This is a genomic window from Runella limosa DSM 17973 (assembly GCF_000482465.1).
Taxonomy (GTDB): Bacteria; Bacteroidota; Bacteroidia; order Cytophagales; family Spirosomataceae; genus Runella; species Runella limosa.
Genome location: NZ_KI519423.1, coordinates 65298 through 83008, shown reverse-complemented (window position 1 = coordinate 83008; position 17711 = coordinate 65298). Strand labels below are relative to the sequence as shown.

Here is a 17711-nt window from a genome sequence, read left to right as displayed (position 1 = left end):
AAAGCATATTTTAGAACGCTCTGCAACCTAGGTTACCACATTTGCAACCTGATTTACCATCTTTTTTCGGGTTTGGCCAGACCTTTGTGCCCGAAAAACGAATCTCTTCTTCGACCAAGCCATTCTTGGCTAATCCTAATTATGAAAAGAAGTATCTTAATTTTTGCTTTGTGGGCTACTCTGCTTGGAATTGCCCACGCGACTACTTTTACGGTTAGCAACACCAATGACAGCGGCACAGGTTCTCTTCGCCAAGCCATTCTAAGTGCCAATGCAGATGCAACGGCAACGGCGGCAGCTCCCCACCAGATTAATTTTACCGTACCCAATGGTTCTACCATTGCCGTAATTAGCCCTTTTCTGGTGATTGCCAATCACGTCAGTATCAATGGTTTGGGTATGGCCAATCTCACCATCAGTGGTGGCGGCACCTCACGTATTTTTTGGATACAAAATGGCACGATTACCATTCAAAACCTCACCTTGGCCAATGGCTATGCCAAAGGTGGTGATGGCAGTGGCGGAGGTATGGGTGCGGGTGGAGCTATCTTTATGCACGAAGGCAAAGAGGGTGGCACTGGAAGCATTTCTTTAAGCCTGACCAATGTCAATCTTAGCAACAACCGCGCTGTAGGTGGCACTGGCGGTATTACCTATGGGCCTGCATATACTATCTTTGGTGGTGGTGGTATGGGAGGCAATGGTGGTGTCTATTCTTATGAAATCTATGGAATTACGTTATATGATGCTGGAGGAGGGGGTGTACTGGGAAATGGTAGTGGTGGCGGCGGTAGTGTGACCAATGCTAATAACAATATTGGCGGTAACAATGGCGGACTCACGATATTTGGCAATGGAGGTGATAGTGGCGGAACTGACGGAAGAAGCGGCGGATTTGGTGCTGGCGGCGGCGGTGGTACTACTGGGGGCAATGGTGGATTTGGTGCTGGCGGTGGTGGTGGTAACGAGTGTGGCCATGGTGGTTTTGGCGGTGGCGGCGGTGGTGGTACTATTGGGGGCAATGGTGGCTTTGGCGGCGGCGGCGGCAGAGGAACGCGTAGTGGGGGAGGTGGTTTCGGGGCAGGTAATGGCGGTATGGGTGCAGGGGGGGGGATTTTTGTGGCCAGTGGTCGGTTAAATTTGACTGGAGTTACTTTTAATAACAACAGTTCTATCCGAGGGAATAATGGTGCTAAGGGCTACGGTGGCGCACTTTTTGTGTTCAATAAAGCAGACAACGGAGGCAATGCCGCTCCTGGCACGACGAATGACCCCGTAGTCAGTATGTGCAACGTAACCTTCAATGGCAATACTGCAGATGACGACAATAATACACATATCAATAATGATAACTACTATGCCAGTAGCCTCCCCAGTCTTACTCCCAGAGGGTACATTACTAGCAATGGCAATGCAGTTAGCAGTACCATTTGTTCTGGTAGAAGTATTCAACTTGTTTTTAACGGGGTGGGTACAGAGCCTTTTTACTTCGTAGTGAATGGTAAAAATTATAACACGGTATCTGGGTCAGGTTTTGCGACCCTCACTGAAGGTACTGATTTCACAGGTACGCAAAATTTCAACCTTACCCGAATTGCTGATGCCAATAACTGTGCAGTCACTAGCTCAATTGGGTCGGTGATAGTCAATGTTAATGAGGTAAATCCAGGGAGCATCGGAGAGGCACAGTCGGTTTGTTCTGGAGGAGACCCTCAAGCATTTAACTCGGTAAGTGCTGGGACTGGTGGTGGTGTCATTACCTACCGCTGGGAGAAGAGTACTACTGATTGTAACAGTGGTTTTTTGACGATTATGGGGGCAACGGGTGCAACCTACGATGCTCCTGCTGGTCTAACCCAAATGACGCATTACCGTCGAGTGGCCATTTCCAATTTAGATGGTGTAGTTTGTGAAGCCACTAGCAATTGTGTGACGGTTTCCATGCGGACGGTCAGTGGTGGTACGGTAAGTGGATCGCAGCTCATTTGTACCGATGGTAATGCTACAGCCTTTACTTCTACTGAGGCTGGTTCTGGGCAGGGTACTATAACTTACCGTTGGGAGAGCAGCACTACAGATTGCATCAGTGGATATAGTCCCATCATGGGCGCTACAGGTGAAACGTATGATCCCCCTGCTGGGAGTATTGGTGAGACCACTTTTTTCAGGCGTGTTACTATCTCTACGTTGAATGGAACGCAATGCCAGGCAATTGCGCCCAATTGTATAGTTGTCATAGTACTTAATCCACAAGGAGGAGCTATTTCTGGTAATCAATCCTTGTGTTCAAACGCTAATCCTACGGCTATTACCAGTACAAGTGCTGGATCGAGTAATGCTGGAACAATTACCTACCGCTGGGAAAGTAGCACAACCGATTGTAACAGTGGTTTTAGTACAATCATGGGGGCTACGGACGTGAGCTATGATCCGCCTGCTGGTTTAAGCTCAACTACCTATTTTCGACGAGTAACGATTGCTACCTTCAACGGAGTGGGTAGTGGTGTGTGCGAGGCAATCAGCAATTGTGTGACGATTACTATACAGGGTTTCTCTCCCCCGACGATTACCTGCCCAGCTACCCAAACTTTGACCCTAGGTGCAAATTGTTTAGCCTCCCTGCCAGATTATAGGAGTTTGGCGACGACGGATGATGACTGTGGTGTACAAAGTGTAACACAGTCACCAGTAGCAGGCACCGTCATCTCTGGCTCGGGCAACCTGAGTGTAACATTGACAGTAACCGATATAAACAACCTGACGAATTCCTGTATATTTACGGTAACCAAGGTGGACAACACGCCTCCGACGGTCACTTGTCCAGCCAACATTTCGGTGAACAGCGATAAGAATCAATGTTTTGCCGTGGTAAGTTATAACGCTCCAGTCAGCAGCAACAATTGTTCAGCAGCAACGACAGTACAAACGACAGGTTTAGCCTCGGGTTCAGCTTTCCCCGTTGGCACAACCACGAATACCTTTGAAGTAACGTCGAATGGCCAAAAGACGACTTGTTCATTTACGGTGACGGTAGTGGATGCCGAGCCCCCGACGATTACTTGTCCTGCTAATATCAGTGTGAACAACGACGCAGGTCAATGTTCGGCGGTGGTAACCTACACGGCTCCCGTTGGAAGTGATAATTGTTCAGGAGCGACGACGAAGCAAATTGCGGGTTTAGCCTCAGGTGCAGCTTTCCCCGTTGGGACAACGACAAATACCTTTGAAGTGACGGCGAATGGCCAAAAGACGAGTTGTTCTTTCACGGTGACGGTGGTTGACGCCGAACCCCCTATGATTACTTGTCCTGCCAATATTGTAGTATGTGCCAACACCCTTGTAACGTATGTTGCGCCAGTAGGCACCGATAATTGTTCGGGTGCAGTAACTACCCAGACGTCGGGTTTAGGAACTGGAGTAGTTTACCCCGTGGGTGTGACAACAAACACGTTTAAGGTAACGGCCGCCAATGGTCAAACAACGGAATGCTCGTTCACGGTAACGGTAATAGGTAAACCCACGATTACGCTGTCAACGCTCCAACAAACGCTCACCGAAGGCAATAATCCTGTTTTGTGTGATACAGATGCGAATCCTGTTAACAGTTTGCAGTTTAATGTTTCGGGTTTGTGTGTTTCAGGTTCTCCCGTATGGCGGGTGCAAGTGGGTAGCGGCGCATGGAGTACTTGGTCGGCCACTGCCCCAGTTTCTCAACCCTCCAATAACCAACCCCACCGCTACCAAGCGGCTTGTGATGCGAGTTGTACATCGACGTATTCGGGCGTGATTGAGTTGACGATTAATAACCGCGCTACTGTCCCACAAAACGTGTCGTTGTTAGTCGATGGCGTGACAGTATCCGTGGGTGAGACAAAGGAAGTGTGTAGTTTGGTTACAATTCCGCTCACATTTAATGCCAATTGCGCCGCTGGCGAAGTGACACTTTACTCGGTCGATGGAGGTGAATATTCATCAGGCGTGCCAACGGGTTTGGTGGATAATCAATATCACAATTACCGTGTTCGTTGCCGCAAATCAGATGGAACAGCTTCCTGTGTGGAATCTGAATCGGGGGTAATGCGATTAAAGTTGGTGACCATTCCAAGTGCTCCGACGGTTTCGTTGTCATCAACGAGCAGTTGTGATGCGACAGCAAGTTTTAGTGGGCAATCATCTTGCGGTACTCTGCGAACGGTTTGGTACAATGCAGCTACGAACGTAGCCTTGCCCAATTTACCATCGGTTGTTCCAAGCCAGACGACCTCGTATTATGCCCGTTGCCAAACTGAAAATGGTTGTGTAAGTGAAAAGAGCAATGTCGTGACGTTTACTTTGGCACCAACGCAAGTGGCGCCCGTGATTACGGCTTCGCAAGAGATAGTATGTACAGGAACGAGTGTAACAATTTCGGCGAACTGCCCCGCAGGTAGCCAAACGTTTTGGAACACGGGCGTGACGACACCGAGTTTTGAAGTTTCGTTCAACAACGTGACAAAGCAGACCTACTGGGCGAAGTGTATTTTTGTAGGTGGTTGTCAAAGTTCAGAAAGCGTTCACAAGGATATTTACTGGAATGCTTTCGTGGTGACATTGATTAACGTGGGAGAAAGCAAATCGTCGGTGAAGGTAAACGACCGTGCAGCGTGGACAAATCAGTTTATCACGCGTGACGGTGGGCCAGAATTAGAACAAAGCACGCAGCAAAACCCAACTTTATATTATGTAGAAAACGCTAACAAAATAGCCCCTCGTTACTGGACAATCAATGTGGAAGCCTGCGGCTTGAGTACCGATGGTTCACTAACCTTTGACATGTTGGCAACACCCGAAATGGGCGTGATACGCTCCTTTAATACACACGAAAATAACGCGCCCTACTTTATGTACGCCAACCGCGAAGGCTGGACAGAATTGTACGCGCAGAACCATCCCGCCTATGGTTTTTACCAAGACAATGGTGCAGGCGGTAACGTATATGATACGGGGTTACCGAAAGGTTTGTACAAATTGGGGATAAGATATTGGGACATGAAAGGCTGGGGCAGTATTTACCCCTCGACACGTAAGCCGCAAGGCAGCATATTGGCTTACCAAGAATACTGGTTCAGAATCCAGTCGAAAGATGGGGTGGGCGTAGGCGCAGCGAGAACAGCGGAGGAGCAAGTGGCAACAACTTTGTCATCCGTCGATGCGAGGGATCTAAATCCAAACGTTTTTGCGCAAGTGATGCCAAATCCAGTTTCAACTGTTTTGCGCTTACAGGTGCAAGACAGGAAGGGTCAATCGGTGCAAACTGTATTAACTGATGCTTCTGGTCGCCAAGTGTTGCGTCGGATGTTTGTAGCTGAGACCAACACGCACCAAGAGGAGTTTGGGGTGAGTGAATTGCCGATGGGGATGTACTTTTTGCGAGTAACAACACCCGAAAAACAAACGACACTTAAAGTGGTGAAGGTAGGGCAGTAAGGCAAATGTTGCCGCGTTTATGACGGGTTGCTTGAGTGTATAATACATTTAGGCGACCCGTTGTCGTCTAAAAAGTAAATATAAAAAACGGTATGTCTTTTAGTGAAAACCATAACAACCGTATTGCAAACAATTGAAAGTAGAATAGCTTCAGCAAGCACTTTGTTTCACAATTAGGCGCTTTTTATCCCTGTGTGTTATGAATAAATTCACGTTTTTGTATTTTTAGGAATTAGCAAATTGTGTCTCCTTAATAGTTTTAGTCATACTACACCTACACCCTTTCTACACATGAAGTCAAAACTACTTGCTACATTGCTGATATGTTGTACCCTGCCTGTGTGGGTTGGGGCGCAAGTCACTCCGCAAGGTACTTTCAGCGGAAATACGATTTGTCCAGGAGGTCAGGCACGGCTTACCTTCACTGCCACGGCAGGTAACGGCCCATTTACAGTCCGCTATACCGATGGTAACGCTATTCGTACGCAAACTGGGGTGAGTAGTGGTGTTGCTTTCAACGCTCTTAGCAATACCACAGCCACCAAAACCTACACACTGCTGCATGTAACAGGTGCTGACATGGGGGGACGCAGTAGCGGTTTTACCGATGCCTCTGCGCAGGTGACCGTATTTATCCGCCCCGATTTAAAAAATCTCTCTCTTGCTCCCATTGCCCCCGTCTGCGCGGGTTCGGACGCCAGTTTGACCCTGAACGGCTTCGTAGAAGCTCAGGGTTTTGAAACCCAGTCTGCCATTACTACTTCGGCAAACGGAGCCAACTCTGTGTATGCAGCTGACCTAGACGGTGACGGCGACTTGGATGTGTTGTCCTCTTCTAACTTGGACAACAAAATCGCCTGGTACCAAAACAACGGCAGCGGTACCTTCACGGCACAACCGAACATCAGCACCACGGTGGATGCAGCCGCCCCAGTACATGCAGCGGATCTGGATGGCGATGGCGACATAGACGTAGTGACGGGTTCTTACTCGAACGCTAAAATTAAGTGGTACAAAAACGATGGTACCGGGAACTTCACGGAACAACCGACCATCAGCAGCCCGGGAGCCAGCGTAGCCATGGTGCATACCGCAGATATGGATGGAGACGGAGACATGGATGTTTTATCTTGTACTTTGAATAACCGAATCAGCTGGTACAAAAACGACGGCACCGGAAACTTCGGGCCCCAGCATCTGATTAGCACCTCTGTGAACCTTCCTTACTCAATTTATGCGGCAGACCTGGACGGCGACGGCGACATGGACGTGTTGTCCGCTTCCTCCGATGACGACAAAGTCGCGTGGTACAAAAACGACGGTAGCGGAAACTTCGATCTCCAGTTGGTCATCAGTACCTCGGCGAATGGTGCCCGCGCGGTGCATGCAGCAGACCTGGACAGCGATGGGGATATGGACGTATTGTCGGGTTCTGTGTATGACGACAAAATCGTTTGGTATAAAAACGACGGCAGCGGAGCCTTTATTGAACAAACACCCATCAGCACCTCAGCGGATGCCCCTCTTTCGGTGCGTGCGGCAGACCTGGACGGCGACGGCGATCTGGATGTATTGTCGGCTTCTGTCCTTGACCACAAAATCGCCTGGTACAAAAACGACGGCAGTGGGGTCTTCACTACCCAAACCGCCATCAGTACTTCAGCCAATGGAGCCGCTTTCGTACATACAGCAGACCTAGACAGCGATGGTGATCTGGACGTATTGTCGGCTTCTACAGGAGACGACAAAATCGCGTGGTACGAAAACCGTATGCCTTTTAGCGGCAATGTGACTGTCACCTACAATATAAGCGGCGGCACTTCTCAAACGGCCAGTGCGCCCGTGAGTACGGGTATGGCTACGCTGACCATCCCAACTCCCAGCACAGGTACACTCAACCTTACCAAAATCGCAAACGCTAACAGCTGTGAGACAGGTACTTCGTCTTCTGTCTCACTTACAGTGATTTCCCCTGGTGTAGGCGGCACGGTTGGTTCAGTCCAAACGATATGTTCGGGTACGAGTCCAGCAGATTTGAATTTATCAGGCCAAACGGGCGATGTGGTGAAATGGCAAAAGGCTTCTGATGCTAATTTCAGCACTCCAATTGATATTGCTTCGACTGCAACTCTAACCACATTGCCAAGTGCGCTAATTGGGAACTTAACGGCGGATACTTATTTCAGGGCAGTGGTGCAAAGTGGGGTATGTAGTGAGGTTAATTCCTCTTCAGTGCTGATTACGGTCAACCCTGTAAGTGTGGGTGGCACAGCGAGTTCAGTCCAAACGATATGTTCGGGTACGTCTCCAGCAGATTTGAGTTTATCGGGCCAAACGGGCGATGTGGTCAAATGGCAAAAGTCGAGTGATGCCAATTTTAGCACACCAGTGGATATTGCTTCAACTGCGACTCTGACTACGTTGCCAAGTGCGGTTATAGGTGCATTAACGGCAGATACTTATTTCAGAGCAGTGGTGCAAAGTGGTGTATGTAGTGAGGCAATTTCAAGTTCAGTAAAGATTACAGTTAATCCCGTAAGCGTAGGTGGCGTGGTGAGTTCGGCCCAAACGATATGTTCGAGCACGTCTCCAGCAGATTTGAATTTATCAGGTCAAACGGGAAGTGTGGTGAAATGGCAAAAGTCGAGTGATGCTAATTTCAGCACTCCAGTTGACATAGCTTCAACTGCGACTCTAACTACGTTGCCAAGTACGACGATAGGTAATTTGACGGCGAATACCTATTTCAGGGCAGTGGTGCAAAGTGGTGTATGTAGCGAAGTATTTTCAAGTTCGGCGTTGATTACGGTAAATGTAGTAAGCGTAGGTGGTGTGGTGAGTTCGGCCCAAACGATATGTTCGAGCACGTCTCCAGCAGATTTGAGTTTGTCGGGTCAAACGGGAAGTGTAGTGAAATGGCAAAAGTCGAGTGATGCTAATTTCAGCACTCCAGTTGACATAGCTTCGACTGCGACTCTGACTACGTTACCAAGTGCGGTTATAGGCGCATTGACGGCAGATACTTATTTCAGAGCAGTGGTGCAAAGTGGTGTATGTAGTGAGGCAATTTCAAGTTCAGTAAAGATTACAGTTAATCCCGTAAGTGTGGGTGGGACGGTGAGTTTAGCCCAAACGATATGTTTGGGAACGAGTCCAGCAGATTTGAGTTTGTCGGGTCAAACTGGGAGTGTGGTGAAGTGGCAAAAGTCTAGTGATGCCAATTTTAGCACTCCAGTTGATATTGCTTCAACTGCGACTCTGACTACGTTGCCAAGTACGACGATAGGTAATTTGACGGCGAATATCTATTTCAGGGCAGTGGTGCAAAGTGGGGTGTGTAGTGAAGCTTATTCTTCTTCGGCGTTGATTCAAATTCACCGTAAACCCACGATTACGTTGTCAACCCTCCAACAAACGCTAGTTGAAGGTAACAACCAAACTTTCTGCGATACAGATGCGAATCCTGTGAACAGTTTACAGTTTAATGTTTCGGGTTTGTGTGTTTCTGGTTCGCCTGTTTGGCGGGTGCAAGTAGGTAGCGGCGCTTGGAGCGCTTGGTCGGCGACTGCCCCCGTTTCCCAACCCTCCAATAACCAACCCCACCGCTACCAAGCGGCTTGTGATGCGAGTTGTACTTCGACTTACTCAGGTGTGATTGAGTTGACGATTAATAACCGCGCTACTGTCCCACAAAACGTGTCGTTGTTAGTCGATGGCGTGACAGTATTGGTGGGCGAGAGCAAAGAAGTGTGTAGCTTGACCAATAGCCCAATGGTGTTTAATGCCAATTGCGCCGCTGGTGAAGTGACACTTTATTCAGTGGATGGCGGTGAATATTCATCGGGTGTACCGATTGGTTTGGTAGATAATCAGTATCACAATTACCGCGTACGTTGTCGTAAATCAGATGGAACGCCGTCATGTGTGGAATCTGAATCGGGCGTGATGCGTTTGAAATTAGTGACCATTCCAAGTGCTCCGACGGTTTCGTTGTCATCAACAAGTAGTTGTGATGCGACGGCCAGTTTCAGTGGCCAATCCTCATGCGGTAGTTTGCGAACGGTTTGGTACAATGCAACCACGAACGTGGCCTTGCCCAATTTACCATCTACGGTTCCAAGTCAGACGACGTCTTATTACGCTCGTTGCCAGACTGAAAATGGTTGTGTAAGTGAAAAAAGTAATGTCGTGACGTTTACTTTGACACCAACTCAAGTCGCGCCCGTGATTACGGCTTCGCAAGAGATAGTATGTACAGGAACGAGTGTAACAATTTCGGCGAATTGTCCCGCAGGAAGTCAGACGTTCTGGAATACGGGTGTGACCACGCCGAGTTTTGAAGTCTCGTTCAACAACGTAACTAAGCAGACCTACTGGGCGAAGTGTATTTTTGGCGGTGGTTGTCAAAGCTCAGAAAGTATTCGCAAGGATATTTATTGGAATGCTTTCGTGGTGACATTGATTAACGTGGGAGAAAGCAAATCGTCGGTGAAGGTAAACGACCGCGCAGCTTGGACAAGTCAGTTTATCACGCGTGACGGTGGGCCAGAATTGGAACAAAGCACGCAGCAAAATCCGACTTTATATTTTGTAGAAAACGCGAACAAAATAGCCCCTCGTTACTGGACAATCAATGTGGAAGCCTGCGGTTTGAGTACCGACGGTTCACTAACATTTGATATGTTGGCAACACCCGAAATGGGCGTAATTCGTTCGTTCAACACGCACGAGAACAATGCACCCTACTTTATGTACGCCAACCGAGAAGGCTGGACAGAATTGTACGCGCAGAACCATCCCGCCTACGGTTTTTACCAAGACAACGGTGCGGGCGGTAACGCCTACGATGCTGGATTGCCTAAAGGTTTGTACAAGTTGGGGGTAAGGTATTGGGATCAAAAAGGTTGGGGCAGCATTTATCCTTCAACGCGGAAGCCGCAAGGCAACGTGTTGGCTTACCAAGAATACTGGTTCCGCATCCAGTCGAAAGACGGGGTAGGCATAGGAGCAGCGAGGACAGCGGAGGGCAGTGTGCAAGGAGCAAATAATTCGGCATTAGTTCCCCCAATGGGGGCTAGGGGGCTTCTCGTCCTCCCCAACCCCGTCACCAACCTCCTCCGCCTTCAAGTGCAAGACAGCAAAGGACAAGCTGTACAAACTACGTTAACCGATGCGTCGGGGCGCGAGGTTTTGAATCGCCAATTTGTGCCCGAAACCAATAGTCACCAAGAGGAGTTTGGGGTGCAAGAGCTACCGATGGGTATGTATTTTTTGAAAGTAAGTACATCGGACAGGCAAGCGACTTTGAAAGTGGTAAAGGTAAATTAACACGCCCAAGCTTAATGCTGTAGTTAGAAAATCCTGTTATCAACGTATGATGGCAGGATTTTTCAGTTATTTGCCCTAATTTGCGGCCTGATTTGATAAGATTGGAAAATGTACCCAACGGACAAGAAAAACATTGAACGACTCAACCAACTCATAGATAAAAATATACTAAATGGTAGCTATTCCATTGATGATATTTGCCTTGAATTAGGCATGAGCCGTTCTCAATTGTTTCGACTCGTGAAAGAGGAAACCGACCTCTCGACTTCTCGTTATATTCGCCGTCGTCGTTTGCTGAAGGGAAAAGAGTTAATTGAAACCACCGACCGTAAAATAGCCGAAATCGCTTATGAAATTGGCGTGGATAGTCCACAAACTTTTACGAAGTATTTTACGGAAGAATTTGGTGTTTCTCCCACTGAATATCGTAAAAATAGAGAAAAAGAGCCCCTTTTAGAGACTCCGCATGAGGAGCAGGAGGTGGTGGTTCAAAACATTGTACCGCCGTCGCCGCCAGTAAATGAGACGACCCCAACTGCGACCAAGCAAAAATACAAGTACGTTGCCCTGGTAGTGTTGCTTGTGGTGCTGGCAGGTGTCGGGCTTTGGGTGAGGCATATATCCAAAGAAGGAGACAACTCCATCGCGGTTTTGCCTTTCAAAAGCAACGGCGATTCTGAGGCGGCGCTGTTGGCAGAGGGGGTAACCGAACAAATACACGCTTCTTTGACCACCCTCAGTCACCTGAAAGTTATTTCCCAAAACTCGTTAGAACTCTTTAAAGAATCGAAAAAAACGATTCCCCAAATTGCCTCAGAGCTGCACGTATCGTATATTTTGGGAGGTACGACAACCCTCAATGGAGCGAGTGTGCGTATAACAATGGAACTGGTAAAAGCCTCAGAAGACCGAGTGGTGTGGACAAAACAGTACGAAGGAAAGGCCAACGAGTTCATTGGTTTAGTCAATAAAATAGCCCAAGACATTACCCAACGATTCCAATTAAAACCACTACAGTCGTTGGCTGCCAAGTCAAACCAGATGCCAACCGCTAACCTTGAAGCTTACAATGAATATTTGCAAGGGAAACAATTGTTGGCAACTCGGACGAAGGAAAAACTGCTGGCAAGTTTAACGAAATTTGACAAGGCGATTGCGCTAGATTCCAATTTTTCGGACGTTTACTCTTGTAAAGCCCAGGCTTATTTTAGTTTGGGAAATTTGAGCCACATAGACTTAGATTCAAGTTTCAGAATGACGGAGCGAGAAGCGCTGAAATCGATTCGATTGGATGCCGATAATGCCCAGGCGTATGGACTATTGGCGGCCGTTTACCGTGACGAATACCGTTGGGAACAGGCTAATTCCACTTTTCTGATTGCTTTGCGTTGTAATCCAAACGACGCGCAAGTGAATTATTGGTACAGCTTGATGCTACGTTCGTTGGGGCTGCTGGAAGAGGCGGTCAAGTACAGCACCAAAGCCGTGGCTTTAGATCCGCTTTCGCCCGTGATTTTGGGCGGACACATTCGCAATTGTTCTTATGCTAATAAAAGAGAAATGACCAAAGCGGCCATTGAAAACGGCAAACTTTTGTTCAGTGATTCTTTTTTGTATTACTGGTCAACGGGCTATCATAACCTCGAAACTAAAAATTATTCCATTGCTTTGCGGGAGCTGACCAAAGCCAGACAACTTAACCCCAGCGTCAAAGGGATTGAAGCAGCTCTTGTCTATACCCAAGCTTGTTTGGGACAAACGGCCACGGCCAAAGCGTACCTATCTTCTCTGCCCGAAGTGTCCGATAATTATAGCTACTTTGCAATGGTATATGCTGGGTTGAACGATAAAAAAAACTGCCTTTATTATCTCGAAAAAATGGCCACACTGGGGAAGATTCCCACCGATGTCAAGGTGTCGCCGTTCTTTCGTTTCTTACGCGGAGATAAACGTTTTGACGCTTTGCTGCAACGGTTTGGCTTGCGAAACGTCCAGCTATCCAACTGAGCCATTTTTAGCATATATCCTGTTTTTTTCTTCAAAAAGATACGCAATTGTGCGTTTTTCTAAGTTTTTGACCGTATTTTCTAAGTTTTTGGTCATATAGTCAAACAGGGTGAGCTATGTTTGTATCTACTTTTGGGATATCATTTTTCAACCAATTGTTGATGAAAAAGGTCTTTTCTATTGCTCACATTACCCTACTTTGTATTGGACTTTGGCTCTGGTCGTTGGCTTGCTCTTCGACCGAGCAAAGTCCCAGTGAAGTTTCGGGTCGATATACCATTGCGACTGATAACTATATTGTTTTGGCCGAAAAAGCGCTGACCTATCAGTCGGATTTTGACTGGGAGGGCTGCGCTGATTTGTTGGCCGACGACGTGCAGTATTTTTTGCCCGACAGCGCCCAACCGCTCGTGGGTAAGTCGGCGGTGTTGGCCTTTTGGAAAAGCTGGCCGCAACGCACGCGCCTTGATTCTTGGCAACTCAGCCACTTCAACCACATTCCAGTTCAAACACGTCAAGCTTTGCCATTTTCGGGATTGTCGGGGGTGTATGTGATTTCGATGTTTAGGGGAAAACTCCATTACGTCGATGGCCACACCCGCACGCTGAATCTGAACTGTTGCCTTCATTTTAATGCACAAAAACGCATCGATCGCTGGTATAGTTACTACGACCACCGTCCAATGATACCTACTTTGACTACTATTCAAACAACTACCTTTTAATCCGATGAACACCACAAAACTACGTTATGCTTTGTACCGCCTTGTGCTTCTATTTTGGTGGGGGCTTTTTTTATTGCTTGGACAAACTACCGCCGCACAAACCTGTACGGGCGAAGTGCTTAATATTTCGACCACTGCCCCCAGCCAAACGGGTAATGGTGGCTCTTGGACAGTGCCTGCTGGCGGCCCTTATAAAATACGTATCACTGCAAAAGGTGCGAAGGGAGGAAATACTGATAATATGACGGTGGGAGGTAGTGGTGCGACCATGATAGGAGAATTTATTGTGAACTCTGGACAAACAATACAAGCAATGGCAGGTAGCCTAGGGGGAAATGGAACAGGAGGTTTAGGGTCGGCTGGCGGCGGTGGTGGATCTGGTGCGCAAATTCAAAACGGAAATTTGCTCATTCTTGCTGGTGGCGGCGGTGGCGCTGGTTATATTTTTAGTGGTAATGGTGGTGTTGTGCAAGCAGGTGCTGGAAGTGGTGGGGCAAGCGGTGGTGGAACTTCTGATGGAGGAGGAGGTGGTGGAATGCTGGGGAGCGGCGGAAATGGTGGTTCTAGTGGCTTGGGTACTCCTCCCACAGGAGGAGGTGCTGGATTTGGAGCTCAAGGAGGCAACTTGCGTAATTGTGGTAGCTTTAGTGGTGGAAATGGTGGGGGTGGGTTCAGCGGTGGGGGTGGGGGTAATTGTAGCCTTGGTGGTGGCGGAGGCGGTGGTTATAGTGGTGGCAATGCTGGTATGGGGCTTTCCAACGGTGGCGGAGGTGGAGGTGGAGGTGGCTCCTACAATCTCGGTTCTAACCAAAACAACACCGCAGGCGCGAACAACGCGGGCGGTCAAGTCATCATTGAATGTCTCGGAACAGCTACCTACTCGGCCACGGTTACGCCTATTCAGCCCACCTGTAATCAGTCAGGTAGTATCAGCATTGACTTCACGGGCGATTTCAATAATAATACCTCGGGTGGCTTGGAATACGCCATCGTAGCGGGCAATAGTTTTACGGGGACACCCACATTTGCGGACGTTACCGCCGATCCATTTAATGTTACTTCTGGTATGGGTACAACGGTGGGTACTTACACCGTACGGACTCGCCTTAAATACAATCCGACTTTGTACGTGGACAAGACTTACACGCTTACACGTCCATGCAACTGTACTTTTTACGTGAATACCAATGCGACGGGTGCCAACAACGGTAGTTCATGGGCGGATGCTTTTACGAGCCTACAAGATGCGTTGGAAACGGCGTGCTCAGGGGCTGAGATTTGGGTCGCGGCAGGCACGTATTATCCTACGGCTGATCCTTCGGGAAACAAAACCCCCGCCGACGCCCGTACCAAAGCCTTTGTGATGAAAAACGGCGTGGCCATTTATGGAGGCTTTAACGGCACAGAAAGTCAACTTACCGCCCGAAATTGGCGTAGTAATGCCACAGTTTTGAGTGGAAATATTGGCAACACGGGCGTTGATACGGACAACAGCTACCGAGTTATCAACAATACTTTTACGTCAGGTTCTCCATTGAACAATACGGCAATATTAGACGGGTTTATTGTGGAAAAAGGCTATGCAGATGGTGGTTTTCCTTTTAATCTGGGTGGAGGTATGTGGAATACGCATGCTTCGCCCACGGTTCGCCATTGCGTATTTAGAAATAACTACGCAGTGTCAGGAGGTGGGATGTTTAATGATAATTCACAAGCTACCATCATAAATAGCCTGTTTGTTAACAATACAGGAACAACTACTGGAGCAGGTCTTTCGAACGGTGGCGGAACGGATCAGGTGAAAGTCGTGAACTGTACTTTTTATGGGAATACAGGCCCAATAACTATCTATAACGAGAAATCAGCTACTACCGTCAGCAACAGTATTATTTGGGCAAATGGCGGAGGTATTTCGGGGGGTACGGTGACGTATTCCAACGTGCAGGGCGGAGTTACTGGTACGGGTAATAGTAGGCTTGACCCTCGTTTTGTAAATGCGGCTGGGGGAGATTTTCGCTTGCAGCAATGTTCACCCGCGATAGATAAAGGGACGAATACCAATGCTCCAACGACTGATTTTGAGGGAAATGCCCGCCCCTTCAATGCGACGGGGGTTAGTAATACTGATATAGGAGCGTATGAATACCAATCTACCTATGATATTTGTTCCGCTTGTGTTAATATCACAGGAGGAATTATTTACGTCAATGCCTCGTCGTTGGGCACTAATAATGGTAGTTCCTGGACGAATGCGTTTACGGATTTACAATCGGCGCTGAGTTTAGCTCGTAGTTATCCTTCTTGCGTGAGTCAAATTTGGGTCGCGAAGGGTACCTACAAACCTACTTCGGGCACCGACCGTGCCATTTCTTTTGAGATGGTCAATGGCGTGGCTATTTATGGCGGTTTTGCGGGGGGGGAGACGCAGCTTTCTGCTCGGAATTGGGTAGCCAATAAGACAATTTTGAGTGGGGATATAGGTACAATAGATGATAATGGGGACAATTCGTTTAATGTTATTCTAAACAACAATAATGGATTGGATAACTCAGCGATATTGAATGGCTTCACCATCTCAGGTGGAAATGCAAATGGGGTTAATAACAACAATAGTGGTGGTGGAATGAACAATATTGGCTCCTCCCCTCATATTTTGAATTGTAAATTTCTGAACAATTCGGCAATTTATGTTGGAGGTGGCATCAATAACTCATCAGCTTCGCCTCTCATTGCTAATTGTGTTTTCTTTGGAAATTCGGCAGGAGCAGATGGTGGCGCAATTGGTAATCTCTTTGCCACCAGTACGATTATTAATTGTTCGTTTTCTGACAATACATCCCCAATTACAACTGTTACCTCCATCAATACTTCTTCAATCATTGTGACAAATTGTGCTTTTTGGAATAATTTCCAAATTGCTGATGTCAGTAGTTCTCCTTCCAGTAGGGTTTCCATTTCGTACTGTATATCTCCGCAAACCTATGGGGGACTTGGTAACCTAACCGCGAATCCACTTTTTGTGGATGCCGCCAATGGAGATTTTCGCCTACAAGCCTGCTCACCTGCCATCAATGCGGGAGACGCCGCTACTACCTCAGCCATGGTAGGGCTTGTTGATTTTGCAGGAAATCCTCGTTTTTATGCTGATGGAAGAATTGATATGGGGGCGTACGAATACCAAAGCTCTTTACCCACTGCGATTACGCCTACGGTGGGGACCTCCAACCCCACTACCTGTGGTGGCTCAAACGGTAATATTACGTTGGGCGGTTTTTTGAACAATACCACCTATTCGGTTGCTTATAAAAAGAATGATACAGCTATTTCGGCGGCTAACTTTACCTCTGACGGCAGTGGAGTAATTACGCTAACGTCTTTGGGAGCAGGTAATTATACTGATATTGTCGCTACGTACGGTGCGTGTGTTAGCAATGCTGCTACAGCTAGTTTACAAGACCCAGCCAAACCAGCTATTACATTGAGTACGATTCCAGCCATCTGTGCGGGGGCTTCGAGTTTTACGATTCCTTACAGTAATGCAACAGGTTCGCCAAATAAGTATTCGATTTCAGAAACTGGGATTACGGCGGTTAGTGATGGAGATTTGTCTAACCCCATTACGGTAGCGTTGAGCAGTCCAGCTTCTGGAAGTTCGATTCCTTTTGAACTAAAGGTGAAAAATGCGACTACCAACTGTGAATCCAACACACTTACAGGGTCGGTGACGGTCAACCCTGTAAGTGTGGGCGGTACAGTGAGTTCAGCGCAAACGATATGCTCGGGAACGTCTCCCGCAGATTTGAGTTTGTCAGGTCAAACGGGGAATGTGGTGAAGTGGCAAAAGTCTTCTGATGCTAATTTCAGTAATGCGGTTGATATTGCTTCAACTGCGACTCTGACCACCTTGCCAAGTGCGCTCATTGGGAACTTAACGGCGAATACCTATTTCAGAGCGGTAGTGCAAAGTGGCGTATGTAGTGAGGCGGTTTCAAGTTCGGTGCTGATTACGGTAAATCCTGTAAGTGTAGGTGGCGTGGTAAGTTCAGCCCAAACGATATGTTCGGGGACGTCGCCATTGGATGTGAGTTTATCAGGTCAAACGGGGAATGTGGTGAAATGGCAAAAGTCAAGTGATGCCAATTTTAGCACACCAGTGGATATTGCTTCAACTGCGACTCTGACCAC

At 47.8% G+C, this 17711-nt stretch carries 5 protein-coding genes; all 5 read left to right on the top strand.

Going from position 1 to position 17711, the window contains the following annotated elements:
- Positions 1-141 precede the first annotated feature (141 nt).
- Positions 142-5466: a DUF8696 domain-containing protein gene (locus K339_RS38025; RefSeq protein ID WP_028525235.1), complete on the top strand. Its 5325-nt coding sequence runs from the start codon at positions 142-144 to the stop codon at positions 5464-5466.
- A 291-nt stretch (positions 5467-5757) separates the two neighbouring features.
- Positions 5758-10794 carry a DUF8696 domain-containing protein gene (locus K339_RS0120265; protein ID WP_028525234.1) on the top strand — a complete coding sequence of 1679 codons (5037 nt, stop codon included), beginning with the start codon at positions 5758-5760 and terminating at the stop codon, positions 10792-10794.
- Positions 10795-10902: 108 nt separating this feature from the next.
- Entirely contained in the window at positions 10903-12801 is a 1899-nt protein-coding gene (locus K339_RS0120260; RefSeq protein ID WP_028525233.1) for a helix-turn-helix domain-containing protein, read from the top strand.
- A gap of 161 nt (positions 12802-12962) precedes the next feature.
- Positions 12963-13526 carry a nuclear transport factor 2-like protein gene (locus K339_RS0120250; RefSeq protein WP_157607671.1) on the top strand — a complete coding sequence of 188 codons (564 nt, stop codon included), beginning with the start codon at positions 12963-12965 and terminating at the stop codon, positions 13524-13526.
- A gap of 4 nt (positions 13527-13530) precedes the next feature.
- A partial coding sequence (locus tag K339_RS37735) for a DUF8696 domain-containing protein (protein WP_310586643.1) occupies positions 13531-17711 on the top strand: 4181 nt, incomplete at its 3' end.

Coding starts and splice junctions, on each gene's coding strand:
- K339_RS0120250 (WP_157607671.1), top strand. CDS start 12,963: ATGAAAAAGGTCTTTTCTATTGCTCACATTACCCTACTTTGTATTGGA.
- K339_RS38025 (WP_028525235.1), top strand. CDS start 142: ATGAAAAGAAGTATCTTAATTTTTGCTTTGTGGGCTACTCTGCTTGGA.
- K339_RS0120260 (WP_028525233.1), top strand. CDS start 10,903: ATGTACCCAACGGACAAGAAAAACATTGAACGACTCAACCAACTCATA.
- K339_RS0120265 (WP_028525234.1), top strand. CDS start 5,758: ATGAAGTCAAAACTACTTGCTACATTGCTGATATGTTGTACCCTGCCT.